The sequence below is a fragment of the Phenylobacterium sp. genome (genome assembly GCF_965284355.1).
Lineage (GTDB): Bacteria > Pseudomonadota > Alphaproteobacteria > Caulobacterales > Caulobacteraceae > Phenylobacterium.
Genome location: NZ_OZ260078.1, coordinates 1,848,366 through 1,866,990, shown reverse-complemented (window position 1 = coordinate 1,866,990; position 18,625 = coordinate 1,848,366). Strand labels below are relative to the sequence as shown.

19 protein-coding genes and 1 tRNA gene are annotated in these 18,625 nt (G+C 69.9%); 13 read left to right on the top strand and 7 right to left on the bottom strand.

The features are described from left to right. Positions 1-34 precede the first annotated feature (34 nt). From phbB to ACQ66R_RS09070, 3 genes are all read left to right on the top strand, one after another. Entirely contained in the window at positions 35-760 is a 726-nt protein-coding gene (gene phbB, locus ACQ66R_RS09080; protein WP_430421214.1) for an acetoacetyl-CoA reductase, read from the top strand. A gap of 129 nt (positions 761-889) precedes the next feature. Then, a complete protein-coding gene (locus ACQ66R_RS09075) occupies positions 890-1,417 on the top strand; it encodes a DUF4908 domain-containing protein (RefSeq protein WP_430421212.1) in 528 nt (175 codons plus the stop codon). Beyond that, positions 1,375-1,641: a DUF4908 domain-containing protein gene (locus ACQ66R_RS09070; RefSeq protein ID WP_430421210.1), complete on the top strand. Its 267-nt coding sequence runs from the start codon at positions 1,375-1,377 to the stop codon at positions 1,639-1,641. The genes ACQ66R_RS09075 and ACQ66R_RS09070 overlap by 43 nt, the downstream gene beginning before the upstream one ends. Positions 1,642-1,662: 21 nt before the next feature. On the opposite strand, the gene gloB is transcribed toward ACQ66R_RS09070, so the two are convergent. Further along, positions 1,663-2,424, bottom strand: a complete 762-nt coding sequence (gene gloB, locus ACQ66R_RS09065) for a hydroxyacylglutathione hydrolase (RefSeq protein WP_430421208.1) — start codon at positions 2,422-2,424, stop codon at positions 1,663-1,665. A gap of 69 nt (positions 2,425-2,493) precedes the next feature. Between gloB and ACQ66R_RS09060 the strand changes: the two genes are divergently transcribed. The 3 genes from ACQ66R_RS09060 to ACQ66R_RS09050 are packed head-to-tail and all read left to right on the top strand — an operon-like array spanning position 2,494 to position 4,488. After that, the gene (locus ACQ66R_RS09060) at positions 2,494-3,297 is read left to right on the top strand and encodes a class I SAM-dependent methyltransferase (RefSeq protein WP_430421206.1); all 804 of its coding nucleotides are present in this window, start codon (positions 2,494-2,496) and stop codon (positions 3,295-3,297) included. A gap of 46 nt (positions 3,298-3,343) precedes the next feature. Beyond that, the gene (locus ACQ66R_RS09055) at positions 3,344-3,688 is read left to right on the top strand and encodes a P-II family nitrogen regulator (RefSeq protein ID WP_293360761.1); all 345 of its coding nucleotides are present in this window, start codon (positions 3,344-3,346) and stop codon (positions 3,686-3,688) included. 59 nt (positions 3,689-3,747) lie between these two features. After that, positions 3,748-4,488 carry a hypothetical protein gene (locus ACQ66R_RS09050; RefSeq protein ID WP_430421204.1) on the top strand — a complete coding sequence of 247 codons (741 nt, stop codon included), beginning with the start codon at positions 3,748-3,750 and terminating at the stop codon, positions 4,486-4,488. A 7-nt stretch (positions 4,489-4,495) separates the two neighbouring features. On the opposite strand, the gene metW is transcribed toward ACQ66R_RS09050, so the two are convergent. Next, positions 4,496-5,206: a methionine biosynthesis protein MetW gene (gene metW, locus ACQ66R_RS09045; protein WP_430421202.1), complete on the bottom strand. Its 711-nt coding sequence runs from the start codon at positions 5,204-5,206 to the stop codon at positions 4,496-4,498. After that, on the bottom strand, positions 5,203-6,372 hold the full coding sequence (gene metX, locus ACQ66R_RS09040) for a homoserine O-acetyltransferase MetX (protein ID WP_430421200.1): 1,170 nt from the start codon (positions 6,370-6,372) through the stop codon (positions 5,203-5,205). The genes metW and metX overlap by 4 nt, the downstream gene beginning before the upstream one ends. A gap of 168 nt (positions 6,373-6,540) precedes the next feature. Between metX and ACQ66R_RS09035 the strand changes: the two genes are divergently transcribed. From ACQ66R_RS09035 to ACQ66R_RS09020, 4 genes are read left to right on the top strand one after another with little or no spacing between them, the layout of a single operon-like run. Then, complete coding sequence (locus ACQ66R_RS09035; RefSeq protein WP_430421198.1) at positions 6,541-7,032, top strand: SixA phosphatase family protein; 492 nt, start codon at positions 6,541-6,543, stop codon at positions 7,030-7,032. A 3-nt stretch (positions 7,033-7,035) separates the two neighbouring features. Continuing rightward, positions 7,036-7,371 (top strand): DUF952 domain-containing protein, encoded by a 336-nt coding sequence (locus ACQ66R_RS09030; protein ID WP_430421196.1) that lies wholly within the window; start codon positions 7,036-7,038, stop codon positions 7,369-7,371. Beyond that, positions 7,368-8,414: a quinone-dependent dihydroorotate dehydrogenase gene (locus tag ACQ66R_RS09025; RefSeq protein WP_430421194.1), complete on the top strand. Its 1,047-nt coding sequence runs from the start codon at positions 7,368-7,370 to the stop codon at positions 8,412-8,414. Before ACQ66R_RS09030 ends, ACQ66R_RS09025 begins: the two co-directional genes overlap by 4 nt. Before the next feature lie 60 nt (positions 8,415-8,474). Further along, positions 8,475-9,944 carry a sensor histidine kinase gene (locus ACQ66R_RS09020; protein WP_430421192.1) on the top strand — a complete coding sequence of 490 codons (1,470 nt, stop codon included), beginning with the start codon at positions 8,475-8,477 and terminating at the stop codon, positions 9,942-9,944. Positions 9,945-10,107: 163 nt separating this feature from the next. On the opposite strand, the gene ACQ66R_RS09015 is transcribed toward ACQ66R_RS09020, so the two are convergent. After that, positions 10,108-11,799 carry a gamma-glutamyltransferase family protein gene (locus ACQ66R_RS09015; protein WP_430421190.1) on the bottom strand — a complete coding sequence of 564 codons (1,692 nt, stop codon included), beginning with the start codon at positions 11,797-11,799 and terminating at the stop codon, positions 10,108-10,110. A 166-nt stretch (positions 11,800-11,965) separates the two neighbouring features. On the opposite strand from ACQ66R_RS09015, the gene ACQ66R_RS09010 reads away from it, so the two are divergent. From ACQ66R_RS09010 to ACQ66R_RS09000, 3 genes are all read left to right on the top strand, one after another. Continuing rightward, positions 11,966-12,982: a P1 family peptidase gene (locus ACQ66R_RS09010; protein ID WP_430421188.1), complete on the top strand. Its 1,017-nt coding sequence runs from the start codon at positions 11,966-11,968 to the stop codon at positions 12,980-12,982. Positions 12,983-13,085: 103 nt separating this feature from the next. Further along, complete coding sequence (locus tag ACQ66R_RS09005; RefSeq protein WP_430421186.1) at positions 13,086-14,372, top strand: hypothetical protein; 1,287 nt, start codon at positions 13,086-13,088, stop codon at positions 14,370-14,372. Between the two features lie 80 nt (positions 14,373-14,452). Continuing rightward, a tRNA-Arg gene (locus ACQ66R_RS09000) sits at positions 14,453-14,529 on the top strand. Positions 14,530-14,665: 136 nt separating this feature from the next. On the opposite strand, the gene ACQ66R_RS08995 is transcribed toward ACQ66R_RS09000, so the two are convergent. From ACQ66R_RS08995 to ACQ66R_RS08985, 3 genes are all read right to left on the bottom strand, one after another. Further along, positions 14,666-15,367: a methyltransferase domain-containing protein gene (locus ACQ66R_RS08995; RefSeq protein ID WP_430421185.1), complete on the bottom strand. Its 702-nt coding sequence runs from the start codon at positions 15,365-15,367 to the stop codon at positions 14,666-14,668. Next, a complete protein-coding gene (locus ACQ66R_RS08990; protein ID WP_430421183.1) occupies positions 15,360-15,821 on the bottom strand; it encodes an RrF2 family transcriptional regulator in 462 nt (153 codons plus the stop codon). The genes ACQ66R_RS08995 and ACQ66R_RS08990 overlap by 8 nt, the downstream gene beginning before the upstream one ends. A 157-nt stretch (positions 15,822-15,978) precedes the next feature. Next, on the bottom strand, positions 15,979-18,624 hold the full coding sequence (locus ACQ66R_RS08985; RefSeq protein WP_430421181.1) for a TonB-dependent receptor: 2,646 nt from the start codon (positions 18,622-18,624) through the stop codon (positions 15,979-15,981). Between the last annotated feature and the right edge of the window lies 1 nt (position 18,625).

The following is an 18,625-nucleotide window of genomic DNA, read 5'->3' as shown; positions in this document are numbered from 1 at the left end:
ATCAACGGGCGACGGCTGCTTAGGGAGCGCTTGAATGGCTAGGGTTGCGTTTGTCACGGGGGGGACCCGGGGCATCGGGCGGGCGATCGTCGAGCGGCTGAAGGCCGACGGCCTGCAGGTGGCGGCGGGGTACTCCGGCAACGACGAGGCCGCGGCGGCCTGCGCCAAGGAGCTCGGCGTGATGGTCGTGAAGGGCAACGTCGGCAACTTCATGGACTGCAAGCACGCGGTCGAGAAGGTCGAGGCTCAGCTGGGTCCCATCGACGTGTTGGTGAACAACGCCGGCATCACCCGCGACGGCGTCTTCCACCGCATGACCTCGGAACAGTGGAGCGAGGTGATCCGGGTCAACATGGACTCGCTGTTCAACATGACCCGCCAGGTCATCGAGGGCATGCGCGAGCGCGAGTGGGGCCGGATCATCAACATCAGCTCGATCAACGGCCAGAAGGGCCAGGTGGGCCAGACCAACTACTCGGCGGCCAAGGCCGGCGTGATCGGCTTCACCAAGGCGCTGGCTCTGGAGAACGCCAAGAAGGGCGTCACCGTGAACTGCGTCGCGCCCGGCTACATCGACACCGAGATGGTTCAGGCGGTGCCGCCGAAGGTGCTGGAAGGCATCATCGCCCAGATCCCCGCCGGCCGCCTCGGCAGCGGCGAGGAGATCGCCGATACGGTCTCGTTCCTGGCCGGCGAGCGGGCCGCCTATGTGACGGGAACCACTCTTTCACTGAATGGCGGCCAGTACCTGGTCGGGTGACATCCCAACCACGGCGGACGGAAAAAGCGTGACGATTGCGGAATGGGGGCGCTGGCGAAGCGTTCGGGCCCCCGTCACGTCCAAAAAGCGCCCCGATCCCACGGCATCTGCTGCACCGAGATGAGTGGCATGCAGACGGCGGCGGGAAGGGCGATTTGCGCGGCGCTGGTCGGCGTCGCGATGCTGACGTCTGCGTCCGCGGCCGCGGCGGGTCCTGCCGACAAGCTGCGCGACAGTCTGTTCAAGAACCGCCCGGGAGAGGTTCCGGGCGCGCCGGTCGGCTGCTTCGTCTCGGAAGACGGTCGGGTTTTCACGCTGGACCGCACCCAGCCCTGGCCGCTGCTGAAGTTCGAGGACAGTCCCGAGGTGTGGGCGCTGTTGCCCAGTCCCGCGCCGCGCGGCGATGTCATCTACAAGAACGACCTGGGTCAGCCGATGCTGCGCGCGACGCGCCTGGGCGGCTTCACCCTGTTCACCGACAAGCGGCCCAGCGGCGAGGCGGTGTCGCGGGCCGCCGGCTGCGGGCCGTTGCGCCTGCTGTTCATCAGCCCGCAGGCGCTGGGCGAGCGGATGCTGCAGGCCTCGGTCCGCTCGGCCGCGCGGCGCGGCGCCCGGTGCTGTTCGAGGCCGAGGCGACGCCGAACTCGGCCGCCCTGATCGCCGATGCGGCCCTTGTGGTCACCCTGGCCTATCTGCGCATCGCGTCGGACGGCGGCCGCCCGATGCTGGCCAAGGTGGGCAAGGTGCAGTTTTCCGAGGGCAAGAAGGCGCAGGCCAGCTTCTCGGGCGGCGTCCTGCGCATCATCGTCTCCCCCAGCCAGGGCCTCGCCGGCCGCCCCTCGTCCGAACGTGTCGAGAAGGTGTTGCGGACGGGCAAGTAGGCCCCCTTCCGGACGGGAGGCCTAACCCCTGAAGTTGTCCTTGGCGGCGCGCACGGCGGCGAAGGCCTGGGCGTCGGGCTGACCGGCGGCGCCCACCTTTGCGGCGAGGACCGGGGCGCGGAGGAAGGGGTTGGTGGCCTTCTCCAGGGCGATGGTGGTGGGAACCGTCCATTCGCCGCGCTCGCGGGCGGCGAAGATCTCGTCGGCCCGGGCTTTCAGCGCGGCGCCATCGTCGACGCTGAGCGCGAAGCGAGCGTTCGAGGCCGTGTACTCGTGGGCGCAGTAGACGCGGGTGTCGTCGGGCAGGGCGGCGAGCCGCTGGAGGCTGTCCCACATCTGCTCGGGCGTGCCTTCGAACAGGCGGCCACAGCCCAGGGCGAAGAGCGTGTCGCCCACGAAGGCCACCCGGTCGGCGGGATCGAAGTAAGCGATATGGCCCAGGGTGTGGCCGCCGCTCTCGATCACCTGGAACGTCGTTTCGCCCAGCTGAACTGTGTCGCCGCCGCCCACTTCGTGGTCCAGCGGGGCGATGCGCGTCACCTCGGCTGGCCCCATGATCGTGCAGCCGGTGATCGCCTTGATGTCGGCGTTGCCGCCGGCGTGGTCGGGATGCCAGTGGGTGTTGAGGATGAAATCCAGCTCCCAGCCCAGGTCGTCCAGCTCGCGCAGGACCGCGGCGGCGTCGGGCGTGTCGATGCAGGCGGTCCGGCCCGTGGCCTCATCGCGGATCAGGAAGCCGTAGTTGTCCGACAGGCAGGCGAACTGGTGGACGGTGAGCGGCATGTCGAACCTCCGGGATGCGTCCCACGATTTAGGGTGGCGAGGCGCGTCCGTCGAGGATAGCCACAACCCATGCGCCGCGACGTGCTCGAGCTACGCCAGTTCTACGCCTCCGACCTGGGGCGGGCGGCGCGTGCGATGGTCGAGCGCAAGCTGGCCGAGGCCTGGGGCGACGCGGCCCAGCAGGACGTGCTGGCGGTGGGCTACGCCACGCCCTTCATGGGCGCGCTGACGGTCTCGGCCCGGCGGGTCGTGGCCGCGATGCCGGCGCAGCAGGGGGTCGAGGTGTGGCCGGCGCACGGCCGCAACCTGGCCGCCCTGACGCCCGAGGACGGCCTGCCCTTTACCAACGCCCTGTTCGACCGGGTGCTGGTCGTGCACGGGCTGGAGGAGAGCAGCGATCCCGTAGGATTCCTGCGCGAGGTCTGGCGCGTGCTGGCGCCTTCGGGCCGGGCGATCATCACGGTGGCGTCGCGCAACGGACTGTGGGCCAACACCGAGAAGACGCCGTTCGGCCACGGCCGACCCTACACCCGCAGCCAGCTGGCCGAGCTGGTCCGCGAAGCTGGGCTGGAGCCATCGGGCTGGACGCGGGCGCTGTATGTGCCGCCGGTGGGCTGGATGGCGCGCTGGGCCGAAGGGTTCGAGCAGGTGGGCTCTCGGCTGTGGCCGGGGTTCGCGGGCCTGCTGCTGATGGAGACCGTCAAGCAGACCTATGCGGTGAAGCCGCACGGGCACCGACAGCGGGTCCGGTCCGGTCGGCCCGTGCTGGCGCCTGTGCCCGGTGCGGCGCCGGTGTCGCGGGCGCCCATTCCAGAGGCGTCGGAACAACCTGGACTGCGACAGCGCTTGGCGCCGCCGCGGCGAAGGTCTTAGCTATCGGCAACGGAAGTCGCGTTACGAGCGGAGGCCCTGGGGGCGCATGAAACTGATCATCGCGATCATCAAGCCCAGCCGGCTGGACGCTGTCCTGGACGCGGTCACCGAGGCCGGGGCGTCGGGGCTGACTGTCACCGAGGTGCGCGGCTACGGCCGCCAGCGCGGCAAGACCGAGGTGTACCGGGGCGCCGAGTACGAGGTGAAGCTGCTGCCGAAGGTGAAGCTGGAGATCGCCGTGCCGTCCGACATCGCCCAGGCGGTGATCGAGGCGATCCAGGCGACGGCCAACACCAACAAGATCGGCGACGGCAAGATCTTCGTCCTCGACCTCGAGAGCGCCCTGCGGATCCGCACGGGCGAGCAGGACGCCGCGGCGATCGCGGGCTGATCGCCACCCGCATGCTCCTGAGCCACGCCTGCCGACCTCCTCCCCGATGGGGCAGGAGGGTGCTTCTGGCCGTCCTGTCTGTCGTCGTGACGAGCGCGCCGGCCTCGGCCGCCGACCTCACCGCGGCGCAGGCCGTCGAAGCGATGCGTCGGCACGTCTGCTTCTCGAAGGTGTGGTGGGGCGACCCCTATGTGCGCCTGGGGCAGAGCGCGCATGTCGACGCCCGCGTGGACGGGCGCACGGCCTACCTCTGGAGCGAAGACATGCGAGCCGTGCCGCGGGTGCGGCGCTGGGCGGATTCGTACGTGGTGGTGCTGCGGTCGGCCGGGGCGGTGGTCACTCAGCGGTCGGGCTACAACGTCGAACTGTTGCGGGGCGAGGCAGCCATGGAGCGGGACCGCAAGCGCGTCTACGCCGGCGCGACCCAGCGGATCCCGGTGGACCTGCCGACCAACTGCGACCCCAAGTTCGACCCCGACGGGCCTGTGAAGGCCGAAATGCGCGCCGTCGTGACGTCATCGCTGACCAATGCGGTTCGCACCTGGGGCCGGCGGCCGGCGGGGGGCCGCGTGCGGATGACGGTGGCCAACTTCAACACCGACTATCCCGAGACGTTCGCGGTCCGTCAGGACACCGGCGAAGTGCTGCGCATCGGCCTGATGGTGGGCGACCGGAGCAGCTACACCGGCGGCGCGGCCAGGCAGTATGTGGTGGCGCCGGTGCCCCGGGGGCCTGCGGCGATTCTGCTGAAGCGGCTGACGCTGAGGTACGGCCAGACCGAGACGATCTCGGTGCGTTAGCGCTGGGCTAGCGCTTTCGCGGCTTCGCCTCGGTCTTGGGCAGTTCCACCTCGCCGAAGAGGTTCTGCTGCGGCGCCGCTGCGGGCAGGGGCTCGGCCTTGCGGCTCAGCAGGAAGAGCGCGGTCTCGGCGCGCCAGTTCTCGATGGGCTGGCGCGGGTCGATAGGCCGGGCCGGCTTGCCCTCGGCCAGCGAGGCGCAGGCGTCGATCCGCAGTTCCAGCGCATCGCACAGGCTGACGAAGTCGCGCAGGGTGCAGAGGTGGATGTTGGGGGTCGAGTACCAGGGCTCGGGCAGGGCGCCGGTCTCGGGCATGCGGCCGCGGCTGAGCAGGGCCCAGCGGACCTTCCAGTGGCCGAAGTTCGGCACCGACACCACGGCCTGGTCGGCCACCCGCAGCAGTTCGGACAGCACGTGCCGGGGCTCGCGCATCTGCTGCAGGGTCTTGGACAGGATCGCGTAGTCGAAGGCGCGCGTCGGAAAATGGTCGAGGTCGCGGTCGCCGTCGCCCTGCACCACCGCCAGACCTCGGGAGAGGCACGCGGCGACACCCTCGGGGCTGATCTCCAGGCCCTGGCCGTCGACGTTCTTCTCGCGGGTCAGGAGTTCGAGCAGCGCGCCGTCCTCGCAGCCGATGTCGAGCACGCGGGCGTTGGGGCGCACCAGCTTGAGGATCTCGGCGAAGTCTTCCCGAACGCCGCTGGGTCCGATCGCGGTCAAGCGAGACCTCGGGCCTGGGCCTGGGCGTGCAGGAAGCCCTTCAAGGTCTGGTCGAGCAGCGGCTCGTCCAGGAAGAAGGCGTCGTGGCCCTTGTCGGTCTGGATCTCGGCGAACGAGGCGCGGCAGCCGGCGCCGTTCAGGGCGCGCACCACGTCGCGGCTCTCGGGCGTGGGGTACAGCCAGTCGGACGAGAAGCTGAGCACGCAGAACTTCACGTGCCGCGCTTTCACAAACGCCTCGGCCAGCACGCCGCCGTACTTGCCGGCCAGGTCGAAGTAGTCGAGCGCGCGGGTGATGTAGAGGTAGCTGTTGGCGTCGAAGCGGTCGACGAAGCTGGTCCCCTGGTGGCGCAGGTAGCTTTCCACCTGGAAGTCGGCGTCGAAGCCCCACGACAGGCCGTCGCGCTGGAGCTCGCGGCCGAACTTCCGCTGCAACGCCTGTTCCGACAGGTAGGTGATGTGGGCGGCCATGCGCGCGACGGCCAGGCCCTTCTCGGGCCGCACGCCGGCCGACAGATAGGCGCCGCTCATCCAGTTCGGGTCGGCCATGATCGCCTGGCGACCCACCTCATGGAACGCGATGTTCTGGGCCGAATGGCGCGCGGCCGCGGCGATCACCACCGCGCTGAACAGCTTTTCCGGATAGTCGGCGGCCCACTGCAGCACCTGCATGCCGCCCATCGATCCGCCGACCGCGGCGAACAGGGTCTCGATCCCGAGGTCCTCGATCAGCATCGCCTGGGCGCGGACCATGTCGGCAATGGTGATGACCGGGAACTTCAGGCCATAGGGCGCGCCGGTGGCGGGGTCGGTCGAGGCCGGGCCGGTGGTGCCCATGCAGCCGCCGACCACGTTGGTGCAGATGATGAAATGGCGCTGGGGGTCCAGCGGCCTTCCGGGGCCCACGAAGCGGTCCCACCAGCCGGGCTTGCCGGTGACCGGGTGAGTCGAGGCCAGATGCTGGTCGCCGGTCAGCGCATGGCAGACCAGGACCGCGTTGGTCTTGGCCTCGTTCAGGGCGCCATAGGTCTTGTAGGCGATCTCGAGCGGGGCCAGCGTGGCGCCCGAATCAAGGCGCAGCGGACGGTTCGCCGGGAACCGCCAGGTCCCGCCGCCGATGGGCATAGCGCCTTCAATGCCCGCGGAGATGGGAGCCTGCGCCGTCATGGCCGCGTTGGACCGCCTTGCCCGGAGAGTGTCAATGGCTTGCAGCAGGCCGCACCTAGGCTATGGAGGATACGCGGGGCGCGGTCAGCAAACATGGCTTCGGTTTTGCGTCCGACTGCGTCTGGTTCTTAAGTCGACGCGCCGCCAGCGGCGCGTTGGGGAGCGTCCATGGATCGGCTGATCCTCCTGAGGCACGGCAAGGCCGAACCGGATTCCGAGAGCGGCGAGGATTTCGACCGGCGACTGGCGCCCCGTGGGGTGCAGGAGTCGGCCGAGATGGGCGCGCGGCTGGCCGACATGGGGTTCCTGCCGCAGGTGGCGCTGGTCTCGCCGGCGGCCCGGGCGAAGGCCACCTGGGAGTCCGCGCAGGCGGCTTTCCCCAACGCCGAGACCCGGTTCCTGGACCATCTGTACCACGCCGATTCCGAGACGATCCGCCGCGCCGCCGAAGCGGCGGGGGCCAGCGTCGCGACCGTGATGATGGTGGGCCACAATCCCGGCATGCAGGAACTGACCATCCGGCTGCTGCAGGAAGGCGCCGCGCCATCCAGCCTGATCGCGAAGGCGCAGCGCAACTTCCCGACCGCGGCGGCGGCGGTGTTCCTGTTCGACGCCAACGGGCGACCGCAGTTTGACGGCCTGTTCTACCCGGACCGCTGAACGATGAAGATCTACAAGATCCTGCCCCGCGCCGAGTGGACGGCCGCGGTCGCCGCCGGGTTGTTCGCAGGGTCTGCCGTCGACCTCGACGACGGCTACATCCACTTCTCCACGGCCCTCCAGGCGGGCGAGACGGCGCGGCGATATTTCGCGGGCCTGACCGACCTCGTGGTGCTGGAGGTCGAAGGCGACGACCTGGGCGCGGACCTGAAATGGGAGCCCTCGCGCGGCGGCGACCTGTTCCCGCACCTCTATGGTCCGCTGGCGGTCGGCGCCGTGCGGGCCGTGCATGAGGCGCCGCTGGGCGCGGACGGGGTTCCGAGGATGCCCACGCCATGACGGCCGACCTGCACGGACTGGCGACCCTGGCGATGCGCGGGCTGGACCCCGAGTACGCCCACGGCCTTGCGATCAAGGGCCTTAAGATGGGCTTGGGACCCCGCGCCCCGGCCGACCCGCCCCTGCTGGCCACCGAGCTCGCCGGGCTGAAGCTGCCCAATCCGATCGGTCTGGCGCCCGGGTTCGACAAGGACGCCGAGGTGTTCGGGCCGATGCTGACGGCGGGCTTCGGGTTCGTAGAATGCGGCACGGTCACGCCGCTGCCCCAGGTCGGCAATCCCAAGCCCCGGCTGTTCCGGCTGTGGCAGGACCGGGCGGTGATCAACCGCATGGGCTTCAACAACCAGGGCCTGGAGGCGTTCGCCGCCCGGCTGGCGCATCATCGCCGCGGCGTAGTGGGCGCCAACCTGGGCGCCAACAAGGACTCCGTCGACCGGCTGGCGGACTACACGGCCGGCCTGCGCCGGCTTTGGGGCATGGCTTCGTACTTCACGATCAACATCTCCTCGCCCAATACGCCCGGGCTGCGGGCGCTGCAGACCAAGGCGGCGCTGGAAGACCTGCTGGGCCGGCTGATGGACACGGCCGATTCCCTGCCGCAGGGCGTCGCGGTTCCGATGTTCCTCAAGGTGGCGCCCGACCTGGACGATGACGAGATCGAGGCGATCGCCGACACCGTCGCGGCCAATAGGTTGGATGGGGTGATCGTCTCGAACACCACGGTGGCCCGGCCGCTCCTCAAATCGCGGCATGCCGGTGAGGCCGGCGGCCTCTCGGGCGCGCCCCTGCTCGGACCCTCCACCGAGGTGCTGCGCCGCTTCCGCAAGGCGGCGGACGGCCGGTTCCTGCTGATCGGGGCGGGCGGGATCGCCTCGGGCGCCGACGCCTACGCCAAGATCCGGGCGGGAGCCTCGGCGGTTCAGCTCTATTCGGCGCTGGCCTATGAGGGTCCGGGCCTGGTTGTGCACATAAAACGCGATCTTTCGCAGCGATTGCAGGCCGACGGCTTCCGGTCCGTGGCGGAAGCGGTCGGGGCCGAATAGTCTAGGCGGGTCAGCCCTCTCGTTGCCGGGGGGCCCGGGCTGCACTAATTCGTTAGGACGATGGCGGACCCACCGACCGAAGCCCCGGAGCGGAACCGGCGCCGCCGCCTCTTCTGGCCCGGCGGCCTTTCTGCGCGACTCCTGGTGCTGACGGTCGTGTTCGCGGCCCTCGGCGGGGCCGTGGCGATCCCGCCCGCCATGGCGGCCTACGAGAAGCAGTGGCTGCTGGACCGGGTGCGGGCCGCCGAGCTGGCCTCGCTGGCCGCCGACGTGGCGCCCGACCGCGTGGTCTCGGAACAGCTGAAGTCGCAGCTCCTGGCCGGCGCCGGGGTCGAGATCGTGGCCGTGTCGAACGACGGGGTGCGCCGGCTGGTGTTCGCCAATTCCCGCCCGTCGAAGCCGCCCTATCTGGTCGATCTGCGGCCGCGGGCGGCGGGCCTGGGCCTGTTCGCCCCGTTCCAGACCCTGATGGGCTCGGGCGAGCGAATGCGCGTGGTGGCCGAGCCGCGCTTCCGCCCCGCCGACTTCATCGAGTTCGTCGCCACCGACACCGAGCTCAAGCGGGCGTTGGCCGCCTACCTCTGGCGCCTGGTGGCCATCGTGGCGGGGGTCTCGGCCCTGGCCGGCCTGATCGTCTACCTGGCGCTGAACCTCTTCCTGGTGCGGCCCATGCAGCGGATCACGTTCGCGATGGAGCGGTTCCGGGCCGATCCCGACGATCCGGCCGCCAAGATCCAGCTCTCGGGCCGCCGGGACGAGATCGGGCGCGCCGAGATCGAACTGGACCTGATGCAGGCCGACCTGCGCACGGCGCTGAATTCGCGGGCCCGCCTGGCGGCGCTGGGCGAGGCGGTGGCCAAGATCAACCACGACCTGAAGAACATGCTGACCAGCGCCCAGCTGGCGTCCGAGCGGCTGGCGGCGTCGAAGGATCCCAAGGTCAGCCAGGCGCTGCCCCGCCTGGAGCGCGCTCTGGATCGTGCGGTGAAGCTGGCCGCCGACGTGCTGGTCTACGGCAAGACCCAGGAGGCCGCGCCCGAGCCCCAGGTGGTCAAGCTGGCCGACGCGCTGGCGGAAGCGTCGGCCGAGGCGCGCATCCCGGACTCCGGCGTCAAGCTGGCAAGCAAGGTGGCCGCGGCCGACCAGGTCACCGCGGACCCGGACCAACTGCACCGCATCCTGGTCAACCTGCTGCGCAATGCCCGTCAGGCGATCGAGCACGAGGCCGCGCGCAGTGGGCCGGGCCGCATCGAGGTGTCGCTGGAGACGGTGGGCGGCTCCAGCCTGATCCGCATCTCGGACGACGGGCCCGGCGTGCCCGAGCGCATCCGCGAGCGCCTGTTCCAGCCGTTCGCCGGATCGGGCCGGCCGGATTCCACCGGCCTGGGCCTGGCTATCGCCCGCGAGCTGGCCCAGGGCCACGGCGGCGACCTGACGCTTTCGGTGACCGGCGACCAGGGCACGGTCTTCGAACTGCGCCTGCCCGACGCGCCCAAGGCCCGGCCGCGGCGCGGGAAGGCTACCGCTTAGGCGCGCCAGCGCCTTTAGAATCGAACCACGAAATACACGAAAAGCATGAAGGGGCCGGAGCGAGTCCGGAGCTAAGTGGGCCCTCAGGCGCGTTCGTGTTTTCCGTGTATTTCGTGGTTCCAAATGACAGCGCCTGCGGCGCGCAGCGCGCCGGGGTCGGCGCTTACGGCGCCTTCGCCACGCCCTCCCGACGGGGGTCGGCGCCGCCGCGCAGGCCCTGCGGGGTGACCTCGATGCCGTGCAGGCCTGAGCCCTCGGCGCCGAAGCCCGAGCTCATCTTCACGCCCTTGGCCTCCAGCCCCGCCCGCAGCTCGGGCGAGAACTTGTCGACCTCGGCGGCGTAGAAGCTGCCGCCGGCGATCAGGTTGGGCAGGTTGATGGCCTCCTGCACCGGCAGCTTCCAGTCCAGCAGACCCACCAGGGCCTTCAGGTTGTAGGCCAGGATCGACGGCCCGCCGGGCGAGCCGACGGCGGCGACGAAATTGCGGTCCTTGTCCAGCACGATGGCCGGCGCCATCGACGAGCGCGGCCGCTTGCCGGGGCCCACCGCGTTGGCGGCCGGCGTGCCGTCGCCGTTGACCGGCGCGAACGAGAAGTCGGTCAGCTGGTTGTTCAGGAAGAAGCCGTGGACCATCCGGCCCGAGCCGAAGGTGCTCTCGACCGTCGTGGTCATCGAGACGACGTTGCCCCACTTGTCGACGATGACGAGGTGGGTGGTGCCCGACACTTCCTGGGTTTTGTCCCGCGCCAGCGCCGGCGCGCCCTTGGGATAGCCGGCGGTGACCGTGGCCGCGGCCGTGGGGCCGATCAGCTTGGCGCGCTCGTCCAGATAGGCGCGGTCCAGCAGGCCGTCGGTGGGCACCTTCACGAAGTCGGGGTCGCCCATGTAGCGGTCGCGGTCGGCGTACATCAGCCGGCTGGCCTGGCTGAACAGGTACCAGCCCTCGACCGAGTTCGGGTGCTTGGCGATGTCGGTCCGCTCCAGCAGGCCCAGGCCTTCCAGGACGGCCGGACCGCCCGACGGCGCGGGCGGGGTGCAGACGATGTAGACGCGGTAGGGCCGGCACAGCGCGGCGCTGGCCTGCGGCTTATAGCCCTTGAGGTCGGCCAGGCTCAGCGTGCCGGGATTGGCGCCCTCGCGCACCTTGGCGACGATGGCCTCGGCGATCGGCCCCTCCAGGATGGCCTTCGGGCCCTCGGCGGCGATCTTGCGGACGGTGGCGGCGTAGGCGGGATTCTTCACGGTGTCGCCGGCCTTGATCTTCGTACCGTCCGGCTTGGTGAAGTAGGCCACGGCGTCGGGCGTGCCGCCGCTGCGACCGTTCGCGGCGTTGGCCATGCGGGTGGGCGCCGGGAAGCCGTCACGGGCCAGCCGCTCGGCCTCGCCGAACAGATCCTTCCAGGCCAGCTTGCCGTGCGCCTGCTGGGCAAGATGTAGCATCGCGACCGCGCCCGGGACGCCGGTGGAGCGGCCCGACTGGATCGCTGCGCCCCGGTTCATCAGCTTGCCGTCGTCGCCGTAGAACAGCTGGGGCGTCGCGCCGGCCGGCGCGGTTTCGCGGCCGTTGTAGGCAGTCACCTGCTTGGTCTTGGCGTCGTAAAAGGTGAGGAACGCCCCGCCGCCCAGCCCCGAGCTCTGCGGTTCGACCAGGCCCAAGGTGGCCTGGACCGCCACGGCCGCATCCACCGCCGTCCCGCCGGCCCGCAGCACCTTCAGCCCGGCCTCGACCGCCATGGGATTGGCGGCGGCCACCATGGCCTGGCCCTGAGCCGACCTGGCCGGAGACTGCGACGTCGCGGGCGAGGCGCATGCGGCGAGCACGGCGGCGATGGCGAGGGCAATCGACTTATTCACAGGCGGATGGCTCCAACGGGCGCGTCGCGCAAAGACGGTCGCGGGTTTGCGACAGGGACGCGCCGCTTCCTTAGACCGACGCTGTTTCCAAAGGAAACAGCCAGGCGGCATCACCATAGCGGGCCGTCATTGGACAACAAACGCTGCGGTGTGCGAGGTCCCACCTATGGTCGCATTCCGCCCCGGTCCAGGCCCGCGCAACCTGATCACCGACGTCCCCGGCCTCAAAGTCGGGCAGGCGGAGGACGCGGTCGCCCGCACCGGCGTCACCGTGATCCTGCCCGACGACCGCGCCGTGGCCGCCTGTGACGTCCGTGGCGGGGCGCCGGGCACGCGCGAGACCGATGCGCTGGCGCCTGAGAACCTGGTCGACGCGGTGGACGCCGTCGTGCTGTCGGGCGGCTCGGTCTACGGCCTGGGCGCCGCCGACGGCGTGGTGGCCTGGCTGGGCGCAAGAGGCCGCGGCTACGGCATGGTGGACGGCATCCCGAAGTCGCCGGTCGTGCCGGGCGCGATCCTGTTCGACATGGCCAACGGCGGCGACAAGCTGTGGGGCGAGGACCCGCCGCATCGCGAACTGGGCAAGCGCGCCGTCGCCGCCGCCGGCCTGGACTTCGCGCTGGGCACGGCGGGCGCGGGCTATGGCGCCATGGCGGGCGGGTTGAAGGGCGGCACGGGGTCCGCCTCGGCGGTCACAGCCGACGGCTACACGGTGGGCGCCATCGTGGCGGTGAACAGCTGGGGCTCGGTGATCGCGCCGGGCGGCCGCACGTTCTGGGCCGCGCCGTTCGAACTGGAGGGCGAGTTCGGCGGCCTGGGCCCCGCCGGCCTGCGCGCCGGCCCCGACGAGTGGGGCTCGGCCAAGCGCCCGTCCGAAGCCCGCAACACCACCATCGCCTGCGTGGCCACCGACGCCATCCTGACGCCGGCCCAGGCCAAGCGGGTGGCCGTGATGGCCCAGGACGGCTTCGCCCGCGCCATCCGCCCGGTGCACGCGCCGTTCGACGGGGACGTGGTCTTCGCGATCTCCACCGGGCGCAAGCCGGTGGCCGACAACTATGGGCTCGCCCGCCTGGGCGCCCTGGCCGCCGACACCCTGGCCCGCGCCATCGCCCGCGGCGTCTTTGAAGCCAAGCCGTGGCCGGGTGCGTATGTCCCCTGCTGGCGGGACCTGCAGAGCTAGGCGCCGTCCGCAGAACCGCAGCCCGGTCCGGCGCAAAAGTGGATACCGCTCGGCGCGGCCAGGGCTTAGTTTCGAAAGACCAGGATTGTTCAGGAGAGTTCCCATGGGTCTCGGCCCCAAGCTCGCGTTGGCCGCGGGCGCCGCCGCCATCGTCACGACCGTCCCGATGTCGGCCGGCGCGCAACAGAAGGTCACCGGTCCGGTGGCCACGTATTGGATGAGCGCCCAGACCCAGACCGGCTTCGGCATGCCCGCGATGGGCCCCGGCGGCGGCCAGCCCGACACCTCGGCCATCATGCGGGCCATGATGGGCGGCGGCGGGCCGTCGAAGACGCTGATGCTGCAGCTGGGCTCGTCGCAGACGACGACGGCCCCCCAGGCCGAGCATCTGCCGCCGCGCAACCTTCAGGTCGGCGCCAGCCTGCCCCTGCTGACGCCCAAGGTGACGCCGGTCACGCGCGAGGAGCGGCCGGATCAGATCCCCGAGGAGTACCAGAAGCCCCGCGGCCGGATGCTGGTGTTCTGGGGCTGCGGCGAGCGCGCCCGTCCCGGCCAGCCCTATGTCATCGACTTCGCCAAGCTGGCCGCCAATCCGCAGAGCGCGGCCGGCCTCTTCCGCGGCATCGACTATCGCCCGATGCAGCCGCCGTCGCCGTCGCGCAACCGCACCTACGGCGAATGGCCCAACAAGGACACCCGCACCTCGGTGCCCTCCAACGGCTCGCTGGTGGGGCCCCACACCATCCAGGGCAACTACACGCCCGAGATCAGCTTCATGCTCGAGGAGGACCAGGACTTCCTGGGCGCCCTCAACCTGACCACCAACGCGCGCAGCCCCGCGGGTGGCGTCAACCTGGGCTGGAACCTGGTCGGCAACGCCCAGGCCTACTACGCTTCGGCCATCGGCGGCGGCGACGGCGAGACGGTGGTCATGTGGTCGTCGTCCGAGATCCAGGCCTCTGCCTTCTCGAACCCCGACTTCCTCAGCACCGGCGACATCACCCGCCTGGTCGCGAACAAGACGCTGATGGGCCCTGCCACCAAGACCTGCGCGGTGCCTAAGGAGTTCGTCGACGCCGCACCCTCGGCGATGGTCCAGCTGATGGCCTATGGCGGCGAGGCGAACTTCGTCTATCCGCCGCGCCCGACCGATCCGAAGGTGACCTGGAACCAGCAGTGGGCCGTGAAGGTCCGCTATCGCTCGTCCACCGGCGGCATCCTGGGCCAGGACATGAACGCCATGATGGGCGGCGGCGGCCGCCGCGCCGGAGCCCCCGGCGCGCCCCAGCCGCAGCCGGGCCAGCCCCAGCAGCCGCCCAAGCCGCCCAGCGCCGCCGACATCCTGCGCCAGGGCATCCTGGGCGGGGCCCTGCCGTTCCCGCGGCGCTAGGTCGAAAATATTGGTGGGAGGGGGTCTTGCGCTCCCTCCCGCCCCCGACTAGGTTCCGCGCCCTCGCCGCAAGGCCAGACGCGCCCGTAGCTCAGCTGGATAGAGCATCAGACTACGAATCTGAGGGTCGGACGTTCGAATCGTTCCGGGCGCGCCATTTCTTCTCCCATCGATGAGGACACAGTCGCCTCGCAGACCGGAACGGTCGTCCGGCAAGGCGTGAGCCTGTCTACGCTCTCGCTCGCCTCACAGGTTCGCCGGCGAAACACGGGCCGACAACGGGGCCTGACGGATCATGCGTATGCGACCCATCCGCGCCAGGTGAAGGCGGCGTAGAATGGCGTCACCTCCCTAAAGCCCGCCTCGCGCAGCACCGCCTCGTCCTCCTCGGGTGACAGCAAGGCGAGGCTCGCGTCCACCGTCGCGCGGATGATTTCGGCCTGCGCAGGCTCAACACCGTGCGACACGCCGAAGGCGGCGTAGCGTGCGAGCCACTGCGACCTGACCTCGGGGTTCTGCGGGAAACTCGAGTGGGCGACGACGAACGGCGCGCCGGGCCGAAGGCGACGATGGATCTCCGCGGCCGTGCGTCGCCGTTCGGCGGCGTCCAGGAAATGGAGGGTCAGGAGGCAGGTCGCGGCGTCGAAGGGCCCGTCTGGCGCGTCGTCCACATAGCCTTCGATCAATTCGGCCCGCCCGGCGATCGGTCCCAGGGTTGTGCGCGCGAGCTTCAGCATCTCCGCGGCGGGATCGACGCCTACGAAAGTCCAGCCGGGCTGGGCGGTCGCGAGGGCCCGAAGCTCGAGCCCGCCGCCCGCACCCACCACCAGGACGCGGGCGGCGGGCGGGGCGCGTTCGGCGAGCAGGATCGCGGTCATCCGGTGAAGGTCCGCGAACCCGGGCACGAACCGGGGCGGACCCTCCGCGTAGCGCGCGACCGCCTCCGGATCGGCGAAGGGCTTGAGCAGCGGATTCGTGTCAGCTTGGTCAGGCATGGGAGGACTCCAGGGAGCGCGCGTCGGTGAGCGCGGAGAAGCGCGCATGGAATTCGGCGCTGAGGTCGGCCAGGGTGACGGCTCGCATGCGGGTGAGGATCAGCGTCTCGGCCTCGCGCAGCACGCCGTCGAGGTGGACGTTGACCGCCTGCTCGACCAGACAAGACGGATCGGCGTCGCGGTGCCCGATGGCGAAGAGCGAAGGCCGCCCGAGGCTCTCGTAGACGTCGGCGACCGTGATCTCGGCGAGGTCGCGTCCCAGCCGCCAGCCGCCGCCGTGGCCCTTCTCCGAACGCACGAAGCCGCGTTCGCGCAGACCAGACAATGTCCGGCGCACTACAGCGGCGTTGGTCTGCATCGCGCGCGCCAGTGTTTCCGAGGTCACAGGGCCTTGGTGCTCGGCCATGTGCAGGAGGACGTGGAGAACACCGGAGAGGCGGCTGTCGTGATTCATGTATCTCTAATAGCTACATGATGTGGCGCCGGCGAGTCCGGACGTTCCTCAGCGGCGTCTGTCGGATCAGAGTCGCGACACGAAATGCGCGAAGGCCGGCGTGGGCCCCGGGAGTGTCCCCGGGGCCCAGCCGGCCTCTTCACGTCCGGTTAGCTCGTCAGAACCTCTGGCCGAAGCGGGCGCCGAAGAACTGCGGCTTGATCGGGAAGGCCCGCGAGGAGCCCGAGCAGAAGGCGATCGAGCAGAAGGTGTTGCGGGTCAGCTGGCCGCGCCGGTCGAAGGCGTTCTGCATGAAGACGTTGAAGGTCCAGTTGTCCTTCTTCACGCCGCCCGAGAAGTCGAAGGTGACGAAGCCCGAGGTGTTGCCCAGCAGGTCGTTGTTGAAGACGTTCAGGTCCTGGGTCGCGCCGGTCTGATACAGCGCCGCGCCCTGGACGAAGGCGGTGTAGTCGCCCCACTCGGTGTCGTAGCGGACCGAGGTGGTGCCCTTGAACTTGGGCTGGCGCGGCAGGCGGGTGCCGTCCGCCGCGGCGACCTGTGGGGTCGGCGGGCTGGATCCGGGCACCGTCGCGCCCAGGGTACACGACGCCAGCTGGGTGATCGCGCGCGACGTGGCGTCGAAGGCGAAGTTGCAGAAGTTGCCGTCCAGCGCGGCGTCGTTGTAGGCGCCGGACGAGGAGATCGTGAACTCGCCCAGCTTCAGGTCGGCGTCGTACTCGATGCCGTAGACCCGCGCCTTGCCGGCGTTGCCGGTGATCCCGGCGCCCTGCGCGCCGGAGACCACCACGGAGTACTGAATGTTGTCCCACTCCTCGAAGTAGACGGCCGCATTGAAGCGGAAGTTGCCGCCCCACAGGGTCTTGATGCCGATCTCATAGTTGGTCAGCTCTTCGGACTTGAACGGGTCCACCGTGGCGACGCCGACGTTGCGGATGCGCAGGGGGCGGTTGAAGCCGCCCGGTCGGAAGCCGGTCGAGTAGTTGGCGTAGACCATCTTGGTGGGCGTGATCTGCCAGTCGAGCGCGATCTTGTGGGTCTCGCCGCTCTCGTCGTAGCGCCCCACCTGGTCGGCTGCGGCGAAGTTCGTGTTGAGGCACTGCAGCCGCTGCTTGGGCAGCGGCAGCACGCAGCCTTTCGTGTTGGTCGGCACGTTGAGCGAGGTCGTGGTGTTGAGCGCCGACGCCATCACGCCCGCGAAGCCCTTGATCGTGTAGTCCGTCTTGAAATAGCGGATCCCGGCCGTGAGCTTCAGGGTGGGCGTAATGTTGTAGTGGCCTTCGGCGAACAGCGCCTTGTCGTGATAGATCTGGTCGCTCTCGACGATGTAGAAGCCGTCCTCCTTCACCGCCGGCGTGCCCAGGATCATGGTGCCGCCGTTCGCGACGGGGATGCCCAGGCCCGCGGGGTTGCTGTCGCCCCCGCCCGCGCGGGTGTAGCCCACGATCTGATCCAGCCCGCGGATGGCGTAGTAGGTGTTATTTTCCTGCTTCTGCCAGTGGTAGAAGGCGCCCGCCGTGATGTCGAACGGCCACGTATCGGGCGTCGTGACCCGGAACTCCTGGGTGAACTTGTCCCGGTACGTCAGGCCGTGGAAGTACTGGGTCGGGTTCAGGAACTTCGTGCAGCGCAGGGTCGCGCCGGTTCCTGAGCATCCGGATTTGTCGAAGAACTGCAGGTAGTTCTCGTACCCGGGCCCGAAGCCGTCATAGGTCACGGTGTAGTAGGTGTAGTCGTTCAGCAGCTTCGTGCGGCGCTGGTGGTAGCCGGTCGCGGACACCACGTCCCAGTCGCCGATGTGGCCGTGGACCGACAGCTGGGCCTGGTACCAGCGGTCGTCGTTCTTGGTCTCGTCGTAGTCGTGGACCTCGAGGTCGCCGACGCGCGGGTCAAAGCCGAAATAGCCCTTGGCGGTCTGGTACTGCGCCGTGACCTGCGGCGTGACTTGCCAGCCGGGCGCGGGCTCCCAAAGACCCACGACGCGCAGGCCGAACTCGCGGACCGTGTTGTAGTCGTCTTCGGCGATGGCCGAGTTGTCCAGCGTGAATGAGGTCGCCGGGTTGTTGTCGCCCAGCGTCAGGACCGACGAACGGCCGTCGTTCAGCTTGCCGTTGTTGGGCGTGTTGTCGACGTAGCCGCCGTCGCGACGGACATAGGCCATGCCGCGGACGGCCATGGTCTCGCTGACCGGCACGTTGACGAAGGACTCGAGCTGGCCGCCGATGGAGCCCGGCCCGTACTTGTTGCCCTCGAGATCGTAGCCCCATTCGAAGAGGTCGAGCTTGGGCTTGTTGCTGATGAAGCGGATGGTGCCCGCCAGCGAGCCGGCTCCGTACAGCGTCCCTTGCGGACCCGAGAGGGCCTCGACACGTTCCAGGTCGTAGACGTGAATGTCGGGCACGCCGACGCCGGTGATCGGGATGTCGTCGAGGTAGTAGCCGACCGAAGCGTAGGTGCCGCCCGCCGGCACGATGCCGCGGAAGTACGTGGTCTGCCGTCCCGGCCCGAGGCCGGCGAACGAGACTGAGGGCAGGAGGGTCACGAGGTCGGAGAGGCCTTTGACCTGCCGCTCGGCCAGCTTCTCGGTGCTCAGCGCCTGGACCGAGATCGGCACCTTCTGGATGCTTTCGGCGCGGCGGGTGGCGGTCACGATGACTTCGCCGAGGAGCGGTTCCGCGGCGTCCTCGCCGCCGGCGTCTGAGGTTTGGGCGAAGGCGGTCCCCGCGACCCCCAGCGGGGTCAGAAACGTCGTCGCCGCCAGCAAGCCGAGGATGTGCGTCCTACGGGAAGTCTTTCGAGCAGTCATG

What these genes read in the sequence shown, in the direction of transcription:
- metX (WP_430421200.1), bottom strand. Translation starts at nt 6,372, where the DNA reads ATGACGGCGCAGGCTCCCATCTCCGCGGGCATTGAAGGCGCTATGCCC.
- ACQ66R_RS09030 (WP_430421196.1), top strand. Translation starts at nt 7,036, where the DNA reads ATGAAGATCTACAAGATCCTGCCCCGCGCCGAGTGGACGGCCGCGGTC.
- gloB (WP_430421208.1), bottom strand. Translation starts at nt 2,424, where the DNA reads ATGCCGCTCACCGTCCACCAGTTCGCCTGCCTGTCGGACAACTACGGC.
- ACQ66R_RS09005 (WP_430421186.1), top strand. Translation starts at nt 13,086, where the DNA reads ATGGGTCTCGGCCCCAAGCTCGCGTTGGCCGCGGGCGCCGCCGCCATC.
- ACQ66R_RS09055 (WP_293360761.1), top strand. Translation starts at nt 3,344, where the DNA reads ATGAAACTGATCATCGCGATCATCAAGCCCAGCCGGCTGGACGCTGTC.
- ACQ66R_RS08985 (WP_430421181.1), bottom strand. Translation starts at nt 18,624, where the DNA reads ATGACTGCTCGAAAGACTTCCCGTAGGACGCACATCCTCGGCTTGCTG.
- ACQ66R_RS09075 (WP_430421212.1), top strand. Translation starts at nt 890, where the DNA reads ATGCAGACGGCGGCGGGAAGGGCGATTTGCGCGGCGCTGGTCGGCGTC.
- ACQ66R_RS09035 (WP_430421198.1), top strand. Translation starts at nt 6,541, where the DNA reads ATGGATCGGCTGATCCTCCTGAGGCACGGCAAGGCCGAACCGGATTCC.
- ACQ66R_RS08995 (WP_430421185.1), bottom strand. Translation starts at nt 15,367, where the DNA reads ATGCCTGACCAAGCTGACACGAATCCGCTGCTCAAGCCCTTCGCCGAT.
- ACQ66R_RS09020 (WP_430421192.1), top strand. Translation starts at nt 8,475, where the DNA reads ATGGCGGACCCACCGACCGAAGCCCCGGAGCGGAACCGGCGCCGCCGC.
- ACQ66R_RS09060 (WP_430421206.1), top strand. Translation starts at nt 2,494, where the DNA reads ATGCGCCGCGACGTGCTCGAGCTACGCCAGTTCTACGCCTCCGACCTG.
- phbB (WP_430421214.1), top strand. Translation starts at nt 35, where the DNA reads ATGGCTAGGGTTGCGTTTGTCACGGGGGGGACCCGGGGCATCGGGCGG.
- ACQ66R_RS09025 (WP_430421194.1), top strand. Translation starts at nt 7,368, where the DNA reads ATGACGGCCGACCTGCACGGACTGGCGACCCTGGCGATGCGCGGGCTG.
- ACQ66R_RS09010 (WP_430421188.1), top strand. Translation starts at nt 11,966, where the DNA reads ATGGTCGCATTCCGCCCCGGTCCAGGCCCGCGCAACCTGATCACCGAC.
- ACQ66R_RS08990 (WP_430421183.1), bottom strand. Translation starts at nt 15,821, where the DNA reads ATGAATCACGACAGCCGCCTCTCCGGTGTTCTCCACGTCCTCCTGCAC.